Here is a 17,828-nt window from a genome sequence, read left to right as displayed (position 1 = left end):
GGCCACAGCCGCCTCTGGAATACTGGATCGCCCGCTTTCGCGGGCGATGACGGCGGAGAGTTTGGCTACACCGTCTGCGCCACCGCCGCGCGCGACTTCGGTGCCTTCGCGATCTCGAACAGCGCCACGGATTGTCCCGTCAGCGCAGCCAGCACGAGGCCGACCATATGCGCCAGCCGCTCGTCCTTGGCTTTCTTGTCCAGGAGATCTCGGCCGAAGATCACGCTGAGCGTCGCCGAGTTCGAGAGATAGAAGAAGCACAGCCCTGCGATCGAGATGTAGAGTTGCACCGGATCGACCGCGACCAGGAAGTCACCGCTCTCGACGCCGCGCCGGACCACCGTGCGGATCATCTCAACGAAGGGCGAGTGCATCGACTTGACCTTGGTCGAACGCTTCAAATGCTTCGCGCGCACGAGGTTCTCGGTCTGGAGCAACGACAGGAATTCCGGGTTGCGCAGGAAGTAGCCCCAGGTGAATTCGATCAGCCGCCGGATCGCCTCGGGCGGATCGAGATGCTCGAGATCGAGCCCCCGCTCCTCGCTGCGGATCTTGTCATAGGCGCCTTCGAGCACGGCGAGATAGAGCTCGTCCTTGTTGCCGACGTGATAGTAGAGCATGCGCTTGTTGGCGCCGGCCTTGGCCGCGATGCGGTCGACGCGCGCGCCGGCGAGGCCATGGGCGGAGAACTCCTGCTTGGCGGCTTCGAGAATGCGCAGCCGCATCCCCTCGGGATCGCGCTGCCATTTCAGAGTTCGCTTTGCCTTCGCCAAACCGGGTGCTCGCTGGGGTGCTTACAAGACGCGTGTAACACGTGGGCGGGCGTTTGAGAACGCAAGGTTGCTGGTTGGCTCCGTCATTCCACCGGCTTAGGCGAGCGCTCCAGCAGCACCGTCTGGATGCCGCAGGTGCCGCTCCGCACCGTCATGATCCGCGTGCCCGGCTTGCGGCCGTTGCGGACCTCGGTGACGTCGAGGCCGGCGGCGATCAGGCGGGCGCGCGTGGCGTCGATGTCGGCGACCCGCCAGCTCAGGCCCCACAGACGGTCATGCGCGAGGTCCCCGCCGGCGACGGGCCGGCGCACCACCTCGACGATGAGATCGCCGCAGCGGAAGAACATCAGCTGGCCCCAATCCTGGTGCGAGCGGTCGAGCGCCAAATCAAGGCCGAGCCGTGCGCCGTAAAGCGCGGCGGCGCGTTCGGAATCCTCGGTGGTGATCACGACGTGATCGAGCGCGTCGATCGGCGCGACGTCGGTCGCTGGCGAAAGCGGACGCTCCTCGGCCAACTCGAGGAAGAACATGCGCACGCCGCGCGTGAGGTCCGTGGCGGCACGCGTACGCTTCCAGTGCAGGACGTTGCCTGTTTCCGAATCGCTGCTTTCGACCTCGGCGACCGGATCCGGACTCAAGGCCACCCGCCCCAGCCGCCGGTGCATTTTGCTCATGTCCGCGACACGAAAGCACAGGCTGGCGAGCACGCCCTCCTGGTCGTCGAGCAGCGCGCGCATCCGATCGGCGGTCACGCTGAAGCCGCTTGGCGCCATCAATTCGATCGTCATGTTCTCGAGGGTGAACAGCACCCGGTCGGCGCCGTCGCCGGAGTTCTGCCAGGCCGGGGCGCGGGCGAGCAGCGTCTGGTAGGCCGCCTTGGCCGCACCGATATCCCTGACCAGAGCGACGACGTGATCGAGGCCGGTGATCATAAGTCCCCCTTTTTATCGACCTGGAACCCGTGGGCCGAAAGACGGCGTTTGTCCGGGCTTGGCATTGCCCGGTGATGGTCGTATTCCGGCCCCATGCTGACCTCAAGCGCTTCGGGCTGCAGATTTGCGAATAATTTCAGCGTCCCCCCGGAGCGGAACCGGTGCTAGAGTAATCCCGCCGGCTGGGACCACAAGCGCATCACGGACAAGCAATGCAGGCTCTCTTCATCGGACAGACCTATATCGACGTCGTCTTCATCACCGACCACATGCCGACGGGGGACGAGAAGCACGTGGCTTCGGACTACGCCGTCTCCTTCGGCGGCAACGCGGTGACGGCGGCGTTCTGCTGCGCCAAGCTCGGCATCGTGCCGGATCTCATCGCCACCGCCGCCAATGACTGGCTGGGACGCATGTTCCAGGACATGTGCGCGAAATACGCGATCTCGCTGCACGGACGGAAGGTCAACCAGTCCTCGCTCTCCTTCATCATGCCCAAGGACGGCAAGCGTGCCATCGTCCGCTGCCGCGACGACGAGCACATCCATCCCTTTCCGATGCTCAATCTCGGCGGCTGCCGCGTGCTGCATGTCGATGGCCACCAGCCGGACGCCGCGCTCCACTATGCCAAGGTCTGCCGCGAGGCCGGCATTCTGACCTCGCTCGACGGCGGCGGCCTGCGCACCAACACGCACGAGCTGCTGGAATATATCGACGTCGCCATCGTCGCCGAGCGCCTGTGCGAGCAGATGGACCTGACGCCGGAGAAGATGCTCGACTATCTCAAGAGCCGCGGCTGCAAGATCGGCGGCATCACCATGGGCGAGAAGGGCCTGCTCTGGTACGACGAGACCGGCACGGTGCAGGTGATGCCGGCGATGCCGATCCCGCGCGAGCGCGTGATCGACACCAACGGCGCCGGCGACGTTTTCCACGGTGCCTATGTCTATTCCTATCTGGCACATCCCGGCAAAAGCTGGCGCGAGCATTTTGATTTTGCCCGGGCCGCCTCGACCTTCAAGATCCAACGCCTCGGCAACGAGGCCGGCCTGCCGACGCTGGTCGACATCGCCAAGGTCAGGCACGAGTTCGAAGTCAGGGTTTAGCGTTCGCTGGGGTTTTTCATGGGACGCGTCTTCGTCGCGGGCAGCATCAACATGGATGTGGTGGCGACCGCCGATCGCCACCCGCGCGTCGGCGAGACCGTCGCCGGCCGCGAGGTGCTGTACTTTCCGGGCGGCAAGGGCGCGAACCAGGCGGTGGCGGCGTCGCGGCTTGGCGCGAAGACCACGTTGATCGGGCGGCTCGGCAAGGATTCGTTTGGCGCCGAGCTGAGGACGTTCCTCGGCGCGCAAGGCATCGACCTCGGCGCGGTGCGCGACGCCGACACGCATACCGGCACGGCGATCATCACGGTCGCGGCCTCCGACAACACCATCGTCGTCATTCCCGGCAGCAATGCTCTGGTCGGCGCGGATGACGTCGCGGACGTGCCGCTGACCAAGGGTGATGTCGCGGTCAGCCAGTTCGAGATCCCGCTGCCGACGATCACTGCGTTCTTTCGACGCGCGCGCGAGGCCGGCGTCGTCACCGTGCTCAACCCGGCGCCGGCGCAGAAGATGTCGAGCGAATTGCTCGCGCTGGTCGACATCCTGGTGCTGAACGAGACCGAGCTCGGCTTCCTCGCAGGCAGCGAGCTCTCCGACAGCGACGAGGCCGCGAGGATCATCGATGTCGCGCAAAAACTTCAGGCGCGCGCCGACCAGACCATCTGCGTCACGCTCGGCAGGCGCGGCGTGCTCGCGCTTGCGGGGCGCGAAGAGATCGCCGTGCCCGGGCGCGCCGTGAGGGCGGTCGATACCACCGGCGCCGGCGATTGTTTTGTCGGCGCGCTTGCGGCGCAACTCGCCGACGGTGCGCCCGTGCCTGCCGCCCTCGCCTTCGCCAACGCCGCCGCCTCGATCAGCGTGCAGCGCATGGGCGCGGGGCCGTCGATGCCGACCGCCGCGGAAGTGGCGGCGGTGTTGTAGGCAGCCTAAGCCAGCGCGCTCTTCAGATCGAAGCTTTCATCCGCGGCCTGCGCCGGCGTGATCGAGCGGTTCATGCCCTGCAAGCGGCGGCCGAACATGTGGTCCCCGGCGCGGTTGATGGATTCGATGCCGAGCAGCGTCTCACCCCTGTAGCAGAACGCGGAGAACGCCTTGCTCGCAGCGCTGCCGCGCAGCACGACGCGGTCGTAGCCGGTGGTGAGGCCAGAGATCTGGAGCTTGTCGTCGCCCTGGTCGCTCCAGAACCAGGGATGGCCGTCATAGGGCTTCCTGTCGCCGGTCAGCCGCGCCGCGAGGCAGCGGGCGTGGTCGGTGGCGTTCTGCACCGATTCCAGCCGCAGCGATCCGCCGAAGCGCGGGCTGGCGAACAGCGCGCAATCGCCGATCGCGGAGATGTCAGGGTCGGCCGTCGCAAGATATTCGTCGACGATGATGCCGGCGGCGACCGGCAGTCCGGCTTCCGCTGCAAGCTCGATGTTCGGCAGCACGCCGACGCCGACCACGACGAGGTCGGCGGGCAGATGCCGGCCGTCGCTCAAGGAAACGCCGGTGACCTTGTCGCCCTCCGCCTCGATCGAGGTGGCCTGCACACCGAGGTGAATGCGGATGCCGGCCTCGCGGTGGCGTTCTTGAAAATATTCCGAGACCTCCGCCGTCACCGCGCGCGCCATCACGCGCGGGGCAAGCTCGAGCACGTCGACCTCGAGGCCCTTGATCCGGGCGGTCGCCGCGAATTCCAGGCCGATGAAGCCGGCGCCGATCACCACGACCCGTGACTTCGACGGCATGATCGCGCGCAGCGCCTCGCTCTCGTCGAGGATGCGCAGATATTTCACGTCGGGCAGATTGGCGTTCGGCAGATCGAGCAGCCGGTTGCGCGCGCCGGTCGCCAGCACGAGATGGCCGTAGGCCAGCGTCTCGCCCGAGGCGAGCAGCACCTTGTGGCCGGCGCGGTCGATCGACACTGCGCGCCCCGCGATCAGCTCGATCTTCTGGTCCTGGTAGAATTTCCCGGGGCGGAACATCAGGCTCTCAGGGCCGGCCGAGCCCTTGATATAGGCCTTGGACAAGGGCGGCCGCTGATAGGGCAGATGCGCCTCGTCGTTGATCAGGCAGATGCGCTCGGAAAAGCCCGCCTGGCGCAGCGATGCCGCGACCTGATAGCCGCCATGGCCGGCACCGACGATGATCACCGGTCCATTGCTCATCGAACAGCCCATTTCCGGAAGACACGAGCGTAACCCATGTCGTCTCCTCTCTCGCTGATTTTGGTTGCTGACCTTACGAGGAGCCGGCGCTCGTGTCCGTCCCTTGGAAAAGGCGCGCCCATTTGAGCCCATCGCTTCGCCCCGCGCAAGAGCGGCGGTCGGGGATTGTCACTCCTGCCCTTCTGCGATTTAGTTGCAGCAATGACCTCCTGCCGGGGATTTCCAAATGACCGCTCCCATCTCCCAGCCCGATGATCCCGCCCTGCTGCGGATCGACGGCCCGATCGCGACCATCACGCTCAACCGCCCCACAGCCTACAACTCCATCAATCTCGCCATCGCGCAGAAGCTCGAGCAGCTCGCGGTCTATCTCGAAGGCGCGGACGACATCAAGGTCTTGGTGATCGAGGGTGAAGGCCGTGCGTTCTCGGCCGGCGGCGATCTGCAGACGATCGGGGCGGCCGCCGAAGCGGGCACGGTGACGCCTGTGGTCGGCGAGCTCCTGAAGCACTACCACGCCTTCATCGAGATTATCCGGCGCATGCCGAAAATCTCGTTGTCCAGCGTGCACGGCTCGGCCGCCGGCGCCGGCATGGGCCTCGCCTTCGTCACCGATCTCTGCATCGCCGCCGACGACGCCAAGTTCACACCCGCTTATGCCAAGATCGGGGTGTCGCCAGACGGCGGCTCGACGGTCGGCATCGTCGGCACGGTGGGCTCCCGCCGCGCGCTGCAGATCTTCCTCGCCGAGGACAGCTTTACCGCGCAGCAGGCCTATGAATGGGGCCTCGTCGCCAAGACCGTCCCGGCCGCTGAACTGAAGGCGGCGACGCGACAACTCGCCGAGCGGCTGGCGCAGAACCCGCCGGCCGCAATCGCCGGCACCAAATCGCTGGTCTACCAGGCCGCCACCACGCCAGTGAAGCAGCAGCTCGATGCCGAGGAGCACAAGATCATCATGGCGATGAACACGGAAGAATTCCGTGCCGCCGTGAAGAAGTTCACGAGCAAGTCGAAGTGACGCCTACGCGCACGTTCTACGGCCTTCGCCACGGCGCAACAGACTGGAATCGCGAAGGACGATTCCAGGGGCGGACCGACAATCCGCTGAACGAGGACGGCCTCCGGCAGGCGTACGAGGCTGTGGACATGTTGCGCGGCGCCGGCATCAGCCGCATCATCGCAAGTCCCCTGGCCCGCGCGGCGCGAACGGCAGAGATCATCGCGTCCGCGATCTCGGTGCCGCTGGCGATCGACGACGGCATCATCGAGTTCGACTTCGGCAGCTTCGAGGGCCTGCCCGTTCGCGACCTCATGATCAAGCATGGCGTCAATTCCGCGACGGGCCTCGTCGCGATCCTGCCGGCCGACGGCGAGAGCTGGGATGCCATGACGGAACGGTCGCTGGCTTGCGTCTCCGCGTGGCTCGACCGTCATCCCGGCGACGATCTCCTGTTCGTCTGCCATGACGCGGTGATGCAGGGGATGGCCAACGCGCTGTGCGGCAGCTACTTCAGGAATAGCCACGGCACGCCATTTCGCTACGTCTGCGACGGCGCGCAATGGCGCGTCGAGCAAGTCGTTACCTAGGACAGATATAGCCCGTCCCCGGCGGCTGGTCATAGGCGAAGCGATAATGCTTCACCTCCTGCGCCCCGCCCCGGTCACGAACAGCACGGCAGCGGTAGCCACCAACCCAAGCATGAATCATGCAATCATCGGTTCCCCCCTGTCTTGTCGCCCGCCGCTTGTGCGGTCTGGGCGTTCGTCGTTCGGTCAACTCGTCTCGGTCTTCCCAGTCCTCTGCATGAAGTCGAAGTCGCAGCCCTCGTCGGCCTGCATGATGGTCTCGTTGAACAGCCAGGCGTAGCCTCGCCGTGCTTCCTCGGGTGCTGCGGCCGGCTTCAATGCGGCACGGCGGTGCTCCAGCTCGGCCGCATCGACCAAGAGCTCGATGCCGCGCCTGGACACATCCAGGCTGATCATGTCGCCGTTCTTCACCAACGCCAGCGGCCCGCCAACCGCGGATTCCGGCGTGATGTGCAGCACGATGGTGCCGAACGCGGTGCCGCTCATGCGCGCATCCGAAATGCGCACCATGTCCTTGGTGCCGCCACGCGCGAGCTTCTTCGGGATCGGCAGGTAGCCGGCCTCCGGCATGCCCGGCGCGCCCTTGGGGCCGGCATTGCGCAGCACCAGCACGTCGTCGGAGTTCACGTCGAGCTCGGGATCGTCGACCCGCAAGGTCATGTCCTCGACGGATTCGAACACGACGGCCCGCCCGGTATGCTTCAGCAATTTGGGGCTCGCGGCCGATTGCTTGATGACCGCGCCGCGCGGCGCGAGATTGCCGTGCAGGACGGCGAGGCCGCCTTCCGTCTTGATCGGATTGTCGCGCGGACGGATCGCGTCCTGGCCCGGCACGTCCTCCGCATTGGCGACGACGTCGCGTAGCGTCTGGCCCGAGATGGTCTTTGCGTCGAGATCGACGAGGTCACCGAGTTGCGCCAGCAGCTTCGGCACACCGCCGGCGTGATGGAAGTGCTCCATGTAGTGCTCGCCGGACGGCTTGAGATCGACCAGCACCGGAACTTCGCGGCCGATCTGGTCGAACACTTCGAGATCCAGCCGGTGCGGCGAGCGATGCGCCATCGCGGTCAGATGGATCAGGCCGTTGGTGGAGCCGCCGATCGCCTGAAGCACGACCTGCGCGTTCTTGAAAGATGCGGGTGTCAAAAGCTCGCTCGGCTTCGGCCCCTTGGCCTTTGCCATTTCGGCGGCAACCCTGCCGCTCGCCTCGGCCAGACGGAAGCGCTCGGCATGCGGTGCCGGGATCGTCGCGCTCATCGGCAGCGACAGGCCCATGGCTTCGATCATGCAGGCCATGGTCGAGGCCGTGCCCATCACCATGCAGGTGCCGACCGACGGCGCGAGGCGACCGTTCACCGCTTCGATCTCGACATCGTCGATTTCGCCGGCGCGATACTTGCCCCAGAGACGGCGGCAATCGGTGCAGGCGCCCAGCACTTCGCCCTTGTGATGGCCGACCACCATGGGCCCGACCGGAATAACGACGGTCGGCAAATCGGCGCTGATCGCCGCCATCACCTGCGCGGGAAGGGTCTTGTCGCAGCCGCCGATCACGATCACCGAATCCATCGGCTGGGCCCGGATCATCTCCTCGGTGTCCATCGCCATCAAATTGCGCAGATACATCGAAGTCGGATGCGCAAAGCTCTCGGCGATCGAGATGGTCGGAAACACGAACGGCATCGCGCCGGAGAGCATCACGCCGCGCTTGGCGGCTTCGATGATCTGCGGGACGTTGCCGTGGCAGGGATTGTAGTCGCTGTAGGTGTTGGTGATGCCGACGATCGGGCGCTCCAGCGCGTCGTCGGAATAGCCCATGGCCTTGATGAACGCCTTGCGCAGGAACAGAGAGAAGCCGGCATCGCCGTAGCTGGTCAAACCCTTGCGCAACCCACTCGTCATCATGCCACTCCTTCGGTTGCCATTGTGGTACAGATCACGAAGGTCTCGTGCAATCGCGGCGCCGGCATGAGCGCATGATCGAGCTTCACTGCGCCACAGCTGGGCGCTGGACGAGGCGGATCACATGGCTTCAGCATGGTCTATGGCGGATTGCGGGTGACGAAGCGAGCACCCCGCCATTGGTCTGGATGAGCCGCGGCCCAAAGCGAACATCGGCGGTCGACTTCGGACCTTGTTGAGCAGCCGCGACATTTGAACGCAACTAAGAATGATTAGCAACAATTGCCTCGCCAGCCGTTGCGTGGGATATTTTTGCGAATGATTGGCATTTGCATACACGGGAGGGGCGAGCCTCCCTTGCACAAGCGGGACCTCGGTTCGGGGATGGATTGTTCGTGATTAGGAGATTCAGCTTCCCGCGCGCCGCAGCGGTGACCGCGATCCTGGCCGGTCTGCAAGCGAGCTGCGCTTCAGCATTCGCCGAGGACAGGCTCAGGCTGGCGTCCCGCGGCTCGCCGAGCGACGGCATCTCCAAGCCGGCGCATGGCCTACCCTCAGCTCACACGGAGATCGACACCGAGCATATCTTCGGCTTCAGCATGGGCTCCGATATCGGCAAGCCGGGCGAAATCGAGGTGGAGTTCGAGAGCGTCGGCGCGTTCGGCAAGCGCTCCGGCACATACGCAGCCTGGGCCGGTCTCAACCAGGCCAAGTTCACGCTGTCGGACAATTTCCGGATCGCACCAGGATTCGCGCTGAGCGGACAGCACATCAATGGCATTCCGGGTATGGCCGATCATCGGGACGTCGCCTTCAGCGGCGCAGCGCTCGAACTGCGTTACAAGCTGGTCGATCGCGCCGTCGCGCCCTTTGGGCTGACGCTCCATGCGCAACCGGGCTGGGGCCGGATCGACGACGGCAGCGGCATGCATATCGAGCAATATGGCGGAGAGTTTGCCGCGCTGTTTGATCACGAGCTGGTCAAGGACAGGCTGTTTGCAGCTTTCAACGTCTGGTACGCGACTGGCGTAACCCGCGAGATCGTGACCAATCTTTGGCGCCACGATTCCGAGATGCAGCTCCAGGCAGCGATGTCCTACGCAGTCCGGCCCGAGCTCGTGCTCGGCGTCGGCGTTCGCTACGCGCGGGCCTATGACGGCGGGGGCCTCGACCGCTTTGTGGGTGATGCGGTGTTCGCGGGCCCCACCTTCTCCTACGCCATCTCAAAGGAGATCGGCATTTCCGGCACCTGGCAGATGCAGGTCGCAGGCCACGCGATCGGCGACCACCGCGGCCTCAACCTCGATCAATTCGAACGCCACCAGGCTTTGTTGCGGCTCAATTTGCATTTTTGATGCGGGCCGCACGAATGGACTCAGGCGCGGCAGCCCGGACGCTGAAGATCGTTCAGTACCTTCTCAGCAGTCCGCGATCGACGCTCGCATCGCCATAATCGGTGCAGGCCCTTTTTGGGTTTCTGATCAGGTCCGTCCGGACGCGTCCGAACGTTTTGCTCGCCGCCTCCGACACCTCGGGACGGAATTTACCGGGATCGTAGCTCTCGCCGTCTCGGGCCTTGATGGCTGCAGCATAGGCGTCGATCATGGCCATCGCCGCATCCGGGCCGCCGAGCAGCCGGGCGCCGAGCCGAACGCTGCCGGCGCCGTCGACCTCGTAACCGCCGCATCGCTGTTCCAGCACCACGGATGCGGTGACGATCTGGTCGAGGAACGTCGCCTCGACATCGGTGAGCGCTGCGGCTTGCGCAGATCCTGATACGATCGTCGCCAACATTGCAACGGCTGACAATTTGATTTTCATTGCCGAGACTTTCGCTGCTGCCGTCGCTCCGCCATCAACGCAAACGGTGCTGATGACAGTCGCACAGATCGAAAGCCGAAAAGCTTGAGCAGCCTTGATTTATATCAACGAGCGGGACACCAGAGCAAACGGCGGCGCCGGTTGGGGCGACGAGATGATCACTTGCCCGTCGGACAAGGCGTGGCACCCATCACGGACGGCCCGCTAGGCAGCACGTCCCGTCGCGCGTGTGTCGACCTCGCGTCGCAGAGCCGAACACTCGACCTCGAATTTCCGCGAGCCTAGCTCGCCAGCCGCGAGCTGGGCTGCGTGAATCTCCGCTGATGCGCCTCGAACGTCATCATGCGCCAGTTGCAGCTTCGCGATACGCAGTCTCAGCCTGACGGCCTGAACCCGCCCGTCGATGCTCGACCATAGCTGTCTGGCCAAGTGCAGATGCCGCAGCGTCGACTCGTAATCGTCGCGCGCATCGGCGAGAACCGATTGTGCTTCGTTCGTCAATGCCCGGATCGAGGGCATCGGCCATCGGTCGGGACTTCCGGAAAGCTCCTCGATCAGCTCCAGGGCCTGCTCATGGCGGCCCGTATGCGCGGCGGCGAGCGCCAGATGCGCGAACAATATGCCCCGCCGCTGGAGGGTCCACCAAGTCTTGCCTATCAAGCTACGTTCGAGACTAGCGTACGCAGCTTCAGCCTCACTACGTTCCAGCAAAAGCATGGCGCGGCCGGGCTCCGGGCACCAGCCGAAGGCGTAGGCCTTGTCATAGGCTTCGAGAGCGGCGTCGTCATTGCCGATCGCAGCATGGATGTCGGCCAGCACGCGATTGGCATCGCCGATCGCCCATGGCGCGTCGCCTGTCAGCCGTGCCAGCGAATCCTGAATGCGCGACAAGGCTTCACCGAGCGAGCCCCTGACGCCGAGAACTTCGGACCGATGGAGCTGGCACGAACCGGTCAATTCCATGCCGCTCTCGGTGCAATATTTCTGATAGCCCAGCGTCCACTGATCGGCCCTCGCCCAATCTCCAAACATCCGCGCCGCCCACAGGACGTTGCAGTAGAGGATGCCTCCGATGATTGGATCGATATCGCCGCCGGAGAGCGCCATCGCAGCGGCAAGGTCCTGATCCGCCTGTCCGGCTCGTGTATCGCCCAGACACAGCCGGTAGAACCCGCGATAAGCAAGGCTCAGTGCTTCGATGCCAACAGCATCCTTGTGCCGGACCATGCTGTACGCGATATCGGCAAGCGAGAGCGCCTGTTCGGGCTCGCCGTCGAACGCCGCGACCTTGGACTTCATCCACAGGGTCAGCGCCGTGGTGGCGGGATCCTCGATCTCGGAGGCCCAATCCTCCGCCCGCGCCAGCCAGCCCTTGGCGATCGCCGCCTGGCCGCGCTCGAAGTGCAAGCCGGAGAGTGTGACGGCGTCGACGACGGCCGCCGGCACATTGCCGGCCCTGGTATGGGCGGCAACCGCGCGAGCCAGAAGCGGAAGGGCTGCATCGGCCTTGCCCGTGCATTGCAAAGCCAGCGCCCAATAGTGCAGGTCGGCGCCGTCGAGCGGCCGGGCGTTATCGGCCGCCTCGAACAGCGCTGCAGCTTCATCCCAGGCTTGCGCGGCAGCGGCGCGTTGCGCTTGCGCCCGCACGTCCAAGGCTTGCGCGTCAGTCGTATCAGGAGCGGCAACCTTCAGCTCTGATACGCCGTCAAGACAGAAGCGATATCCCCTACCCGGCATGTTCCGGATGGCGCCATCCAGGCCGCCCTTGCGCAGCACCCCGCGCAGCATGCTCACGGCCCGCTGCAGGGAATTATCGGTGACGGTCACATCAGGCCAGAGGGTATCGAGCAGCTCTTCCTTGGTGACGACCCGGTCCCGGTTGCGCGTCAGATAGACCAACAGATCGAACACACGCGGCTGCAACGCGACTTCCCGCTGCGCGTACAGGAGCGCGCGGCCCGCTTCGTCGAGCTCGAAGGGTCCAAACCTGAGGGTCATATCGTTATGTCCACGAGAGACGGAAAAGGTTCAGGCAAGGATCAGGCAATGATCAGACGCCGGTCAGGACGATCAGCGCCGGCGGCGCCTATAGCTCTTCACGGCCTTCGGTCACGACCGATCGATGGGCAGCAGCATCAACCCGGAGGAGACGCCTTATGGAACTCTATGTCATTCGCCGCCCAAGCGCCTGGGCAAACCTGAGCGAACTGGAAGCCGCCGGCGCAAAGTCAGCGCAGATCGGCAACGAGCAGATGTCCGACCGCGTTCGCTGGATCCGCAGTTATGTGGTCCATGAGGCGGACGGCCGCATCGGCACCTTCTGCATCTATGAAGCGCGCGACGGAGACTCGATCCGCGAGCATGCACGGCGCGTGGGCATGCCGGGTGAGGAATTCTACAAGGTCGCGACAACGGTGGTCGTTCGCAGCGATCCCACCCCACAGACGGCCGCTGCCGAATAGCAGATCAGCGCGCGCGGCGGCCTCGAACTAACGACCGTGAAAGGATCAGGAGATGTCCATTCAGTCTCAGGCGCCGCCCGCACTGAGCCCCTCGCAGCGATTTCTCGCCGCCATCCTGCTGCGGCTTTGTCGGCTCATCAATCAGTCTGTCGCCAGCATGCTGGCGAACCGCGAGAAGGCCGCAATGCAGTTCGCGAAGCGTTGCAGCAGCACCACGGCCGGCGGTGACAGCACGGTTCGAGACACGCTGCAGAAGATTTGCATTCCCCGCAACGATTTCAACTCGAGGAAATAGTCATGAACTTTTTCATACAATCTGACTCGTCCGAAGCCAGGGCCTCCGGCCTCAAGATATCCAAGCTCGGAAATTTCAAGTCCAGAACCGCAACGCTGGCAATCGGGACAATTGCCGCCGTCACGATGTCGCTGGTTGTGGCTTCGGCCGCAACGACGTCCGACGACCATCGGCGCGAACCGGCGAGCGGTGCAACCGCCCAGAAAAGCCCCGGCAGGTGCAAGGCCCCGACAGCCCTTGCAATGTGACGAGGGCAACAGTGGCACGTCATTCACTCGGTCATTCAATCCCAACCTCGAAACTGGAAACTCTATCATGTCCATCACCCTGCATACCGGCCCCGCTCAGACCGCAAGCTCGCTGGCGGCACGAAGCTTCGTGCTCGGCTACGGCGTGCTCGCTTATCTCATCTTCTTCGGAACTTTTCTTTACGCCGTCGGCTTCATTGCGCAGCTCGTCGTGCCCAAGACAATCAACAGCGGCGCGACAGGCTCGACCGGACAGGCGCTCATGATCGACCTCGCGCTGATGTCACTCTTCGCCATCCAGCACAGCGGCATGGCGCGCCAGGGATTCAAGAAGCTGTTCGCCGCCTTCGCCTCGCCCGCACTCGAGCGAAGCACCTATGTGCTGCTGGCAAGCCTGAGCCTGATCCTGCTGTTCTGGCAGTGGCGGCCGATCACGTCCATCGTCTGGGAGATCGAGACGCCGATGGCTTACGCCGCGGTCGCTGGCAGCTTCGCCGGCTGGCTCATCGTGCTGTACAGCACGTTCCTGATCAGCCATTTCGAGTTGTTCGGACTGACGCAGGTCGTCAGCCACTTTGCGGGCCGGCTCACTGAGCCGATGAAGTTCAGGACGCCGGGCCTCTACCGCTTGATCCGGCATCCCATCTATCTCGGCTTCATCATCGCGTTCTGGTCCACGCCCACCATGACCCTCGGGCACATGCTGTTCGCGACGGTGACGACGGCCTACATCTTCGTCGGCATCTGGCTGGAGGAGCGCGATCTGATCACCCTGTTCGGAGATCAGTACCGGCACTACAGGGCGAAGGTTGCGATGTTGATCCCGGGCCTGTTCTGACCCGGCGCAAAAACGAGCGGCCAGACGAAGCTTTGGCCGCTCTTGCCGTCTCGAGTGGCGCCCTTTACCGCTTGTTCCAGTCGATGATCCTTCCCGGATCCGCATCGAACTCCATGCTGCAGAACGTGCCGCCCTGGAAATAGTCGCCGACCGGGTCCGGCTTCAGCTTGGCCTGCTCGGCCATCGCGTGCGCCACATGATCCTCAGAGCGCCCGGTGGGACGGTAGCCGAATTCATAGGCGCGGTGGTTGTCCCACCAGGCGCGCTCGTTGAGCGAGGCGCCGTAGAAGACTTCGAAATGGATGTCGGGATGTTCGAGGCCAATGCGGCAGAGCTGCACCAAGTCGTCGGGCTTGAGCCAGATCGAGAGCCGGCGCTGGTCGAGCGGCATGTCACCGAGATTGCCGATGCGCAGGCAGGTCACCTTCAGCCCGTGCTTGTCGGCATAGAGCGCGCCGACGGCCTCGCCGAACACCTTGCTGACGCCGTAGCGGCTGTCGGGGCGCGCGGTCACGTCGGTGCCGATCTTGTGGTGGCGCGGATAGAAGCCGACGGCGTGGTTCGACGAGGCGAACACCACTCGCTTGACGCCCTTGCGGTAGGCCGCCTCGAACAGATTGTAGCCGCCGATGATGTTGGACTGAAGGATGTCGTCCCAGGGACCTTCGACCGAATAGCCGCCGAAATGGATGATGCCGTCGACGCCCTCGCAGATTGCCTCGCATTGCGCGAGGTCGGCGAGATCCGCGGCCTTGAATTGCTCGTTCGCGCCGAGATCGGCAGGCGGCTTGATGTCGGAAAGCACAAGATCCGGATAGATCGGCGGCAGCAGTTTTCGCAGGCGCGTGCCGATTCCGCCCGAAGCTCCCGTCATCAAAATACGCGGCATGTCTTCCCTCGCCGTTGGTGACCGATTTGCGGTCACGTGTCTCTAATGATAGCTGGTTTGTCCAGAGGGAACGAAACGAGAGAACCGACATGAATGAGGCATCGTCCCACACCCAGGAGCGGTCAGGCTGGCGGCCGGCGAGCTACTATCCCGATCCAGCCATTCACGCGCTCGATCGCCGCTTCGAAAAATACTGGCTGAAGCTGTCGGCGGTGGAGCGGCTCGCGACCGGCCTGCGCTGGGCCGAGGGACCGGTGTGGTTCGGCGACGGGCGCTATTTGCTATGCAGCGACATCCCGAACCAGCGCATCATCAAATGGGAGGAGGAGACCGGCGCCATCAGCGTGTTCCGCAAGCCCTCCAATTTCGCCAACGGCAACACCAGGGATCGCCAGGGCCGGCTCGTCACCTGCGAGCATGGCGGGAGGCGCGTGACCCGCACCGAATATGACGGCAGCATCACCGTGCTGATGGATCAGTTCAACGGCAAGCGGTTGAACTCGCCGAACGATATCGTCGTCAAATCGGACGGCTCGGTCTGGTTCACCGATCCGACCTTCGGCCTGCTCGGCAATTACGAGGGCTACACGGCCGAGCCCGAGATCGAGCCGAATGTCTATCGCCTCGATCCCGCGACCGGCAAGGCGGCCATCGTCGCCGAGGGTGTGCTCGGTCCGAACGGGCTGTGCTTCTCGCCGGACGAGAAGATCCTCTACGTCGTGGAGTCGCGCGGCGTGCCGAACCGCAAGATCCTCGCCTATGACGTCTCGGCTGACGGCACCGCGATTTCAAACAAGCGCGTCCACATCGATGCCGGTCCCGGCACGCCCGACGGCATGCGCTGCGACATCGACGGCAACCTCTGGTGCGGCTGGGGCATGGGCGATCCCGAGCTCGACGGCGTCGTCGTGTTTGCGCCCGACGGCGTCATGATCGGCCGCATCGCGCTTCCCGAGCGCTGCGCCAATCTCTGCTTCGGCGGTCTCAAGCGCAACCGCCTGTTCATGGCAGCGAGCCAGTCGATCTACGCGCTGTATGTGAACACGCAAGGTGCGTCGGGGGGATAGGCGCTCCTCTCTCTGCCGTCATTCCGGGGCGCGCCGTCTTCGGCGCGAGCCCGGTATCCATCGTGCGGCGGAGTCGGTGGACGAATGGATTCCGGGTTCGTCGCTTCCGCGACGCCCCGGAATGACACAACAAAAACGCCGGAGCGATCACTCGCTCCGGCGTCGTTGTTTCTCTTACGATCAGCTTACGCGGCGTTGAAGCCTGCAACCGCCTTCACTTCGAGGAAATCTTCGAGGCCGTACTTGCCCCACTCGCGGCCGTTGCCCGACTGCTTGTAGCCGCCGAACGGCGCGGTGCGATCGTTGGGCACGCCCTGGAGGTTGACGTTGCCGGCGCGGATCTGACGGCCGACGCGCTTGGCGTCCTCGACCGAAGCTCCCGTGACGTAGCCGGCAAGACCGTACGGCGTGTCGTTGGCGATGTGCACGGCTTCCGCTTCATCCTTGGCGCCGATGATGGTCAGCACCGGTCCGAAGATCTCTTCGCGCGCGATCGTCATGTCGGGCGTGACGTCGGCGAAGATGGTCGGACGGACATAGAAGCCCTTGTTGACGCCTTCGGGCAGGCCCGGGCCGCCGGCGACGAGCGTTGCGCCTTCGTCGATGCCCTTCTTGATCAGGCCCTGGATCTTGTCCCACTGGCCGCGGTTGACGACGGGACCGATGGTGGTGCCTTCGGCGCGGGGATCGCCCGCCTTGGTCTTGTCGGCGACGGCCTTCGCGATCGCGGCGACGTCCTTCATCTTGGACAGCGGCACGATCATGCGCGAGGGCGCGTTGCAGGACTGGCCGGAGTTGTTGAACATGTGCATCACGCCGCCGGTCACCGCCTTCTGCAGGTCGGCGCCTTCGAGGATGACGTTCGGCGACTTGCCGCCCAGCTCCTGGCTGACGCGTTTCACGGTGGGAGCCGCGCGCTTTGCAACATCGATGCCGGCGCGGGTCGAGCCGGTGAAGGAGATCATGTCGATGTCGGGGTGCTCGCTCATGGCGGCACCGACCTCGGGGCCAAGGCCGTTGACGAGGTTGAACACGCCCTTGGGCACGCCGGCTTCATGGAGGATTTCCGCGAAGATCAAGGCCGATGTCGGCGTGAACTCCGACGGCTTCAGGATCATGGTGCAGCCGGCGGCGAGCGCGGGCGCGACCTTGCAGGCGATCTGGTTCAGCGGCCAATTCCAGGGCGTGATCATGCCGACCACGCCGATCGGCTCGCGCAGCACCATGGCGGTGCCGACGGGCTCCTCGAAATGGTAGTTCTTGAGCACGTCGAGCGTAGTCATGAGATGGCCGAGGCCGGCGCCGGCCTGCAGCTTCTCGGCCATCGGCAGCGGTGCGCCCATCTCGTCGGACACGGCGGCACCGATCTCCTTGAGGCGGCCCTTGTAGACCTCGATGACTTTCGAAAGCAGCGCGACGCGCTCCTCGCGGCTGGTCTGCGAGAACGTTGCGAAGGCGCGCTTGGCGGCGGCAACCGCCTTGTCGACGTCGGCCTTGGAGCCGAGCGCAACCTCGTACATTGCCTCTTCCGTCGCGGGATTGACGACCGGAGTTGACTTCTTGACGGCGGGATCGACCCAGGCGCCGTCGATGTAGAATTGCATGCGATTGACCATCGTTAACCTCTTCTTGGGGGCATGGTGGGGGCGTTTCGGCAGGCATCCTTGCACGAAAGCGCCGGCAATTGAACCCGCCATATGCGGGGCCAGCGTTGCGGCGGACGGAGGTTATATGAGCCGATGGCGGGAACGTGGC

At 64.6% G+C, this 17,828-nt stretch carries 17 protein-coding genes; 9 read left to right on the top strand and 8 right to left on the bottom strand.

The genetic code is table 11. The features are described 5' to 3' along the window. Window positions 1–65: 65 nt before the first annotated feature. Together IVB24_RS15405 and IVB24_RS15400 are read right to left on the bottom strand one after the other, a co-directional pair. Window positions 66–773 carry a TetR/AcrR family transcriptional regulator gene (locus IVB24_RS15405; protein WP_181956186.1) on the bottom strand — a complete coding sequence of 236 codons (708 nt, stop codon included), beginning with the start codon at window positions 771–773 and terminating at the stop codon, window positions 66–68. Between the two features lie 83 nt (window positions 774–856). Continuing rightward, window positions 857–1,705, bottom strand: coding sequence for a VOC family protein (locus tag IVB24_RS15400; RefSeq protein WP_094975373.1), 849 nt, complete (start codon window positions 1,703–1,705; stop codon window positions 857–859). Window positions 1,706–1,917: 212 nt separating this feature from the next. Here IVB24_RS15400 and IVB24_RS15395 point away from each other — a divergent pair, with 212 nt between their 5' ends. Both IVB24_RS15395 and IVB24_RS15390 read left to right on the top strand, forming a co-directional pair. Next, the gene (locus tag IVB24_RS15395; protein WP_094975374.1) at window positions 1,918–2,811 is read left to right on the top strand and encodes a sugar kinase; all 894 of its coding nucleotides are present in this window, start codon (window positions 1,918–1,920) and stop codon (window positions 2,809–2,811) included. A gap of 18 nt (window positions 2,812–2,829) precedes the next feature. Further along, the gene (locus IVB24_RS15390; RefSeq protein WP_247773545.1) at window positions 2,830–3,735 is read left to right on the top strand and encodes a ribokinase; all 906 of its coding nucleotides are present in this window, start codon (window positions 2,830–2,832) and stop codon (window positions 3,733–3,735) included. Between the two features lie 5 nt (window positions 3,736–3,740). On the opposite strand, the gene IVB24_RS15385 is transcribed toward IVB24_RS15390, so the two are convergent. Then, window positions 3,741–4,961 (bottom strand): FAD-dependent oxidoreductase, encoded by a 1,221-nt coding sequence (locus IVB24_RS15385; RefSeq protein ID WP_247773544.1) that lies wholly within the window; start codon window positions 4,959–4,961, stop codon window positions 3,741–3,743. 226 nt (window positions 4,962–5,187) lie between these two features. Here IVB24_RS15385 and IVB24_RS15380 point away from each other — a divergent pair, with 226 nt between their 5' ends. Both IVB24_RS15380 and IVB24_RS15375 read left to right on the top strand, forming a co-directional pair. Continuing rightward, window positions 5,188–5,982: an enoyl-CoA hydratase/isomerase family protein gene (locus IVB24_RS15380; RefSeq protein ID WP_140477801.1), complete on the top strand. Its 795-nt coding sequence runs from the start codon at window positions 5,188–5,190 to the stop codon at window positions 5,980–5,982. Then, complete coding sequence (locus IVB24_RS15375; RefSeq protein WP_247773543.1) at window positions 5,979–6,551, top strand: histidine phosphatase family protein; 573 nt, start codon at window positions 5,979–5,981, stop codon at window positions 6,549–6,551. Before IVB24_RS15380 ends, IVB24_RS15375 begins: the two co-directional genes overlap by 4 nt. Before the next feature lie 186 nt (window positions 6,552–6,737). Here the strand turns inward: IVB24_RS15375 and IVB24_RS15370 are convergent, their stop codons facing one another. Continuing rightward, window positions 6,738–8,453, bottom strand: a complete 1,716-nt coding sequence (locus tag IVB24_RS15370) for an IlvD/Edd family dehydratase (RefSeq protein ID WP_247774105.1) — start codon at window positions 8,451–8,453, stop codon at window positions 6,738–6,740. A gap of 395 nt (window positions 8,454–8,848) precedes the next feature. On the opposite strand from IVB24_RS15370, the gene IVB24_RS15365 reads away from it, so the two are divergent. Beyond that, complete coding sequence (locus IVB24_RS15365; protein ID WP_247773542.1) at window positions 8,849–9,808, top strand: hypothetical protein; 960 nt, start codon at window positions 8,849–8,851, stop codon at window positions 9,806–9,808. 52 nt (window positions 9,809–9,860) lie between these two features. On the opposite strand, the gene IVB24_RS15360 is transcribed toward IVB24_RS15365, so the two are convergent. After that, window positions 9,861–10,274: a hypothetical protein gene (locus tag IVB24_RS15360; protein WP_247773540.1), complete on the bottom strand. Its 414-nt coding sequence runs from the start codon at window positions 10,272–10,274 to the stop codon at window positions 9,861–9,863. Between the two features lie 204 nt (window positions 10,275–10,478). Further along, a complete protein-coding gene (locus tag IVB24_RS15355) occupies window positions 10,479–12,173 on the bottom strand; it encodes a winged helix-turn-helix domain-containing protein (protein ID WP_247773538.1) in 1,695 nt (564 codons plus the stop codon). A gap of 257 nt (window positions 12,174–12,430) precedes the next feature. On the opposite strand from IVB24_RS15355, the gene IVB24_RS15350 reads away from it, so the two are divergent. The 3 genes from IVB24_RS15350 (at window position 12,431) to mddA (ending at window position 14,117) form a co-directional block, all read left to right on the top strand. Continuing rightward, window positions 12,431–12,736 (top strand): nickel-binding protein, encoded by a 306-nt coding sequence (locus IVB24_RS15350; protein ID WP_094975383.1) that lies wholly within the window; start codon window positions 12,431–12,433, stop codon window positions 12,734–12,736. Between the two features lie 52 nt (window positions 12,737–12,788). Further along, a complete protein-coding gene (locus IVB24_RS15345; RefSeq protein ID WP_166466544.1) occupies window positions 12,789–13,031 on the top strand; it encodes a hypothetical protein in 243 nt (80 codons plus the stop codon). A gap of 315 nt (window positions 13,032–13,346) precedes the next feature. Further along, on the top strand, window positions 13,347–14,117 hold the full coding sequence (gene mddA, locus IVB24_RS15340) for a methanethiol S-methyltransferase (RefSeq protein WP_247773536.1): 771 nt from the start codon (window positions 13,347–13,349) through the stop codon (window positions 14,115–14,117). Window positions 14,118–14,181: 64 nt separating this feature from the next. Here mddA and IVB24_RS15335 read toward each other — a convergent pair whose 3' ends face one another. Beyond that, window positions 14,182–15,006, bottom strand: a complete 825-nt coding sequence (locus tag IVB24_RS15335) for an NAD(P)-dependent oxidoreductase (protein ID WP_247773534.1) — start codon at window positions 15,004–15,006, stop codon at window positions 14,182–14,184. A gap of 89 nt (window positions 15,007–15,095) precedes the next feature. Here IVB24_RS15335 and IVB24_RS15330 point away from each other — a divergent pair, with 89 nt between their 5' ends. Beyond that, the gene (locus IVB24_RS15330) at window positions 15,096–16,073 is read left to right on the top strand and encodes an SMP-30/gluconolactonase/LRE family protein (RefSeq protein ID WP_247773532.1); all 978 of its coding nucleotides are present in this window, start codon (window positions 15,096–15,098) and stop codon (window positions 16,071–16,073) included. 185 nt (window positions 16,074–16,258) lie between these two features. Here IVB24_RS15330 and IVB24_RS15325 read toward each other — a convergent pair whose 3' ends face one another. Further along, window positions 16,259–17,689 carry an aldehyde dehydrogenase family protein gene (locus IVB24_RS15325; protein ID WP_140477791.1) on the bottom strand — a complete coding sequence of 477 codons (1,431 nt, stop codon included), beginning with the start codon at window positions 17,687–17,689 and terminating at the stop codon, window positions 16,259–16,261. Between the last annotated feature and the right edge of the window lie 139 nt (window positions 17,690–17,828).

It is taken from the genome of Bradyrhizobium sp. 192 (genome assembly GCF_023100965.1).
GTDB classification, from domain to species: Bacteria; Pseudomonadota; Alphaproteobacteria; order Rhizobiales; family Xanthobacteraceae; genus Bradyrhizobium; species Bradyrhizobium symbiodeficiens.
Note: the sequence above shows the minus strand (reverse complement) of the source record. Positions and strands in the feature narration are given on the sequence as shown.

Excerpts from the sequence above, each read along its gene's own strand:
- IVB24_RS15400 (WP_094975373.1), bottom strand. The coding sequence starts at position 1,705 with ATGATCACCGGCCTCGATCACGTCGTCGCTCTGGTCAGGGATATCGGT.
- IVB24_RS15395 (WP_094975374.1), top strand. The coding sequence starts at position 1,918 with ATGCAGGCTCTCTTCATCGGACAGACCTATATCGACGTCGTCTTCATC.
- IVB24_RS15390 (WP_247773545.1), top strand. The coding sequence starts at position 2,830 with ATGGGACGCGTCTTCGTCGCGGGCAGCATCAACATGGATGTGGTGGCG.
- IVB24_RS15385 (WP_247773544.1), bottom strand. The coding sequence starts at position 4,961 with ATGAGCAATGGACCGGTGATCATCGTCGGTGCCGGCCATGGCGGCTAT.
- IVB24_RS15380 (WP_140477801.1), top strand. The coding sequence starts at position 5,188 with ATGACCGCTCCCATCTCCCAGCCCGATGATCCCGCCCTGCTGCGGATC.
- IVB24_RS15370 (WP_247774105.1), bottom strand. The coding sequence starts at position 8,453 with ATGACGAGTGGGTTGCGCAAGGGTTTGACCAGCTACGGCGATGCCGGC.
- IVB24_RS15360 (WP_247773540.1), bottom strand. The coding sequence starts at position 10,274 with ATGAAAATCAAATTGTCAGCCGTTGCAATGTTGGCGACGATCGTATCA.
- IVB24_RS15350 (WP_094975383.1), top strand. The coding sequence starts at position 12,431 with ATGGAACTCTATGTCATTCGCCGCCCAAGCGCCTGGGCAAACCTGAGC.
- IVB24_RS15345 (WP_166466544.1), top strand. The coding sequence starts at position 12,789 with ATGTCCATTCAGTCTCAGGCGCCGCCCGCACTGAGCCCCTCGCAGCGA.
- mddA (WP_247773536.1), top strand. The coding sequence starts at position 13,347 with ATGTCCATCACCCTGCATACCGGCCCCGCTCAGACCGCAAGCTCGCTG.
- IVB24_RS15335 (WP_247773534.1), bottom strand. The coding sequence starts at position 15,006 with ATGCCGCGTATTTTGATGACGGGAGCTTCGGGCGGAATCGGCACGCGC.
- IVB24_RS15330 (WP_247773532.1), top strand. The coding sequence starts at position 15,096 with ATGAATGAGGCATCGTCCCACACCCAGGAGCGGTCAGGCTGGCGGCCG.
- IVB24_RS15325 (WP_140477791.1), bottom strand. The coding sequence starts at position 17,689 with ATGGTCAATCGCATGCAATTCTACATCGACGGCGCCTGGGTCGATCCC.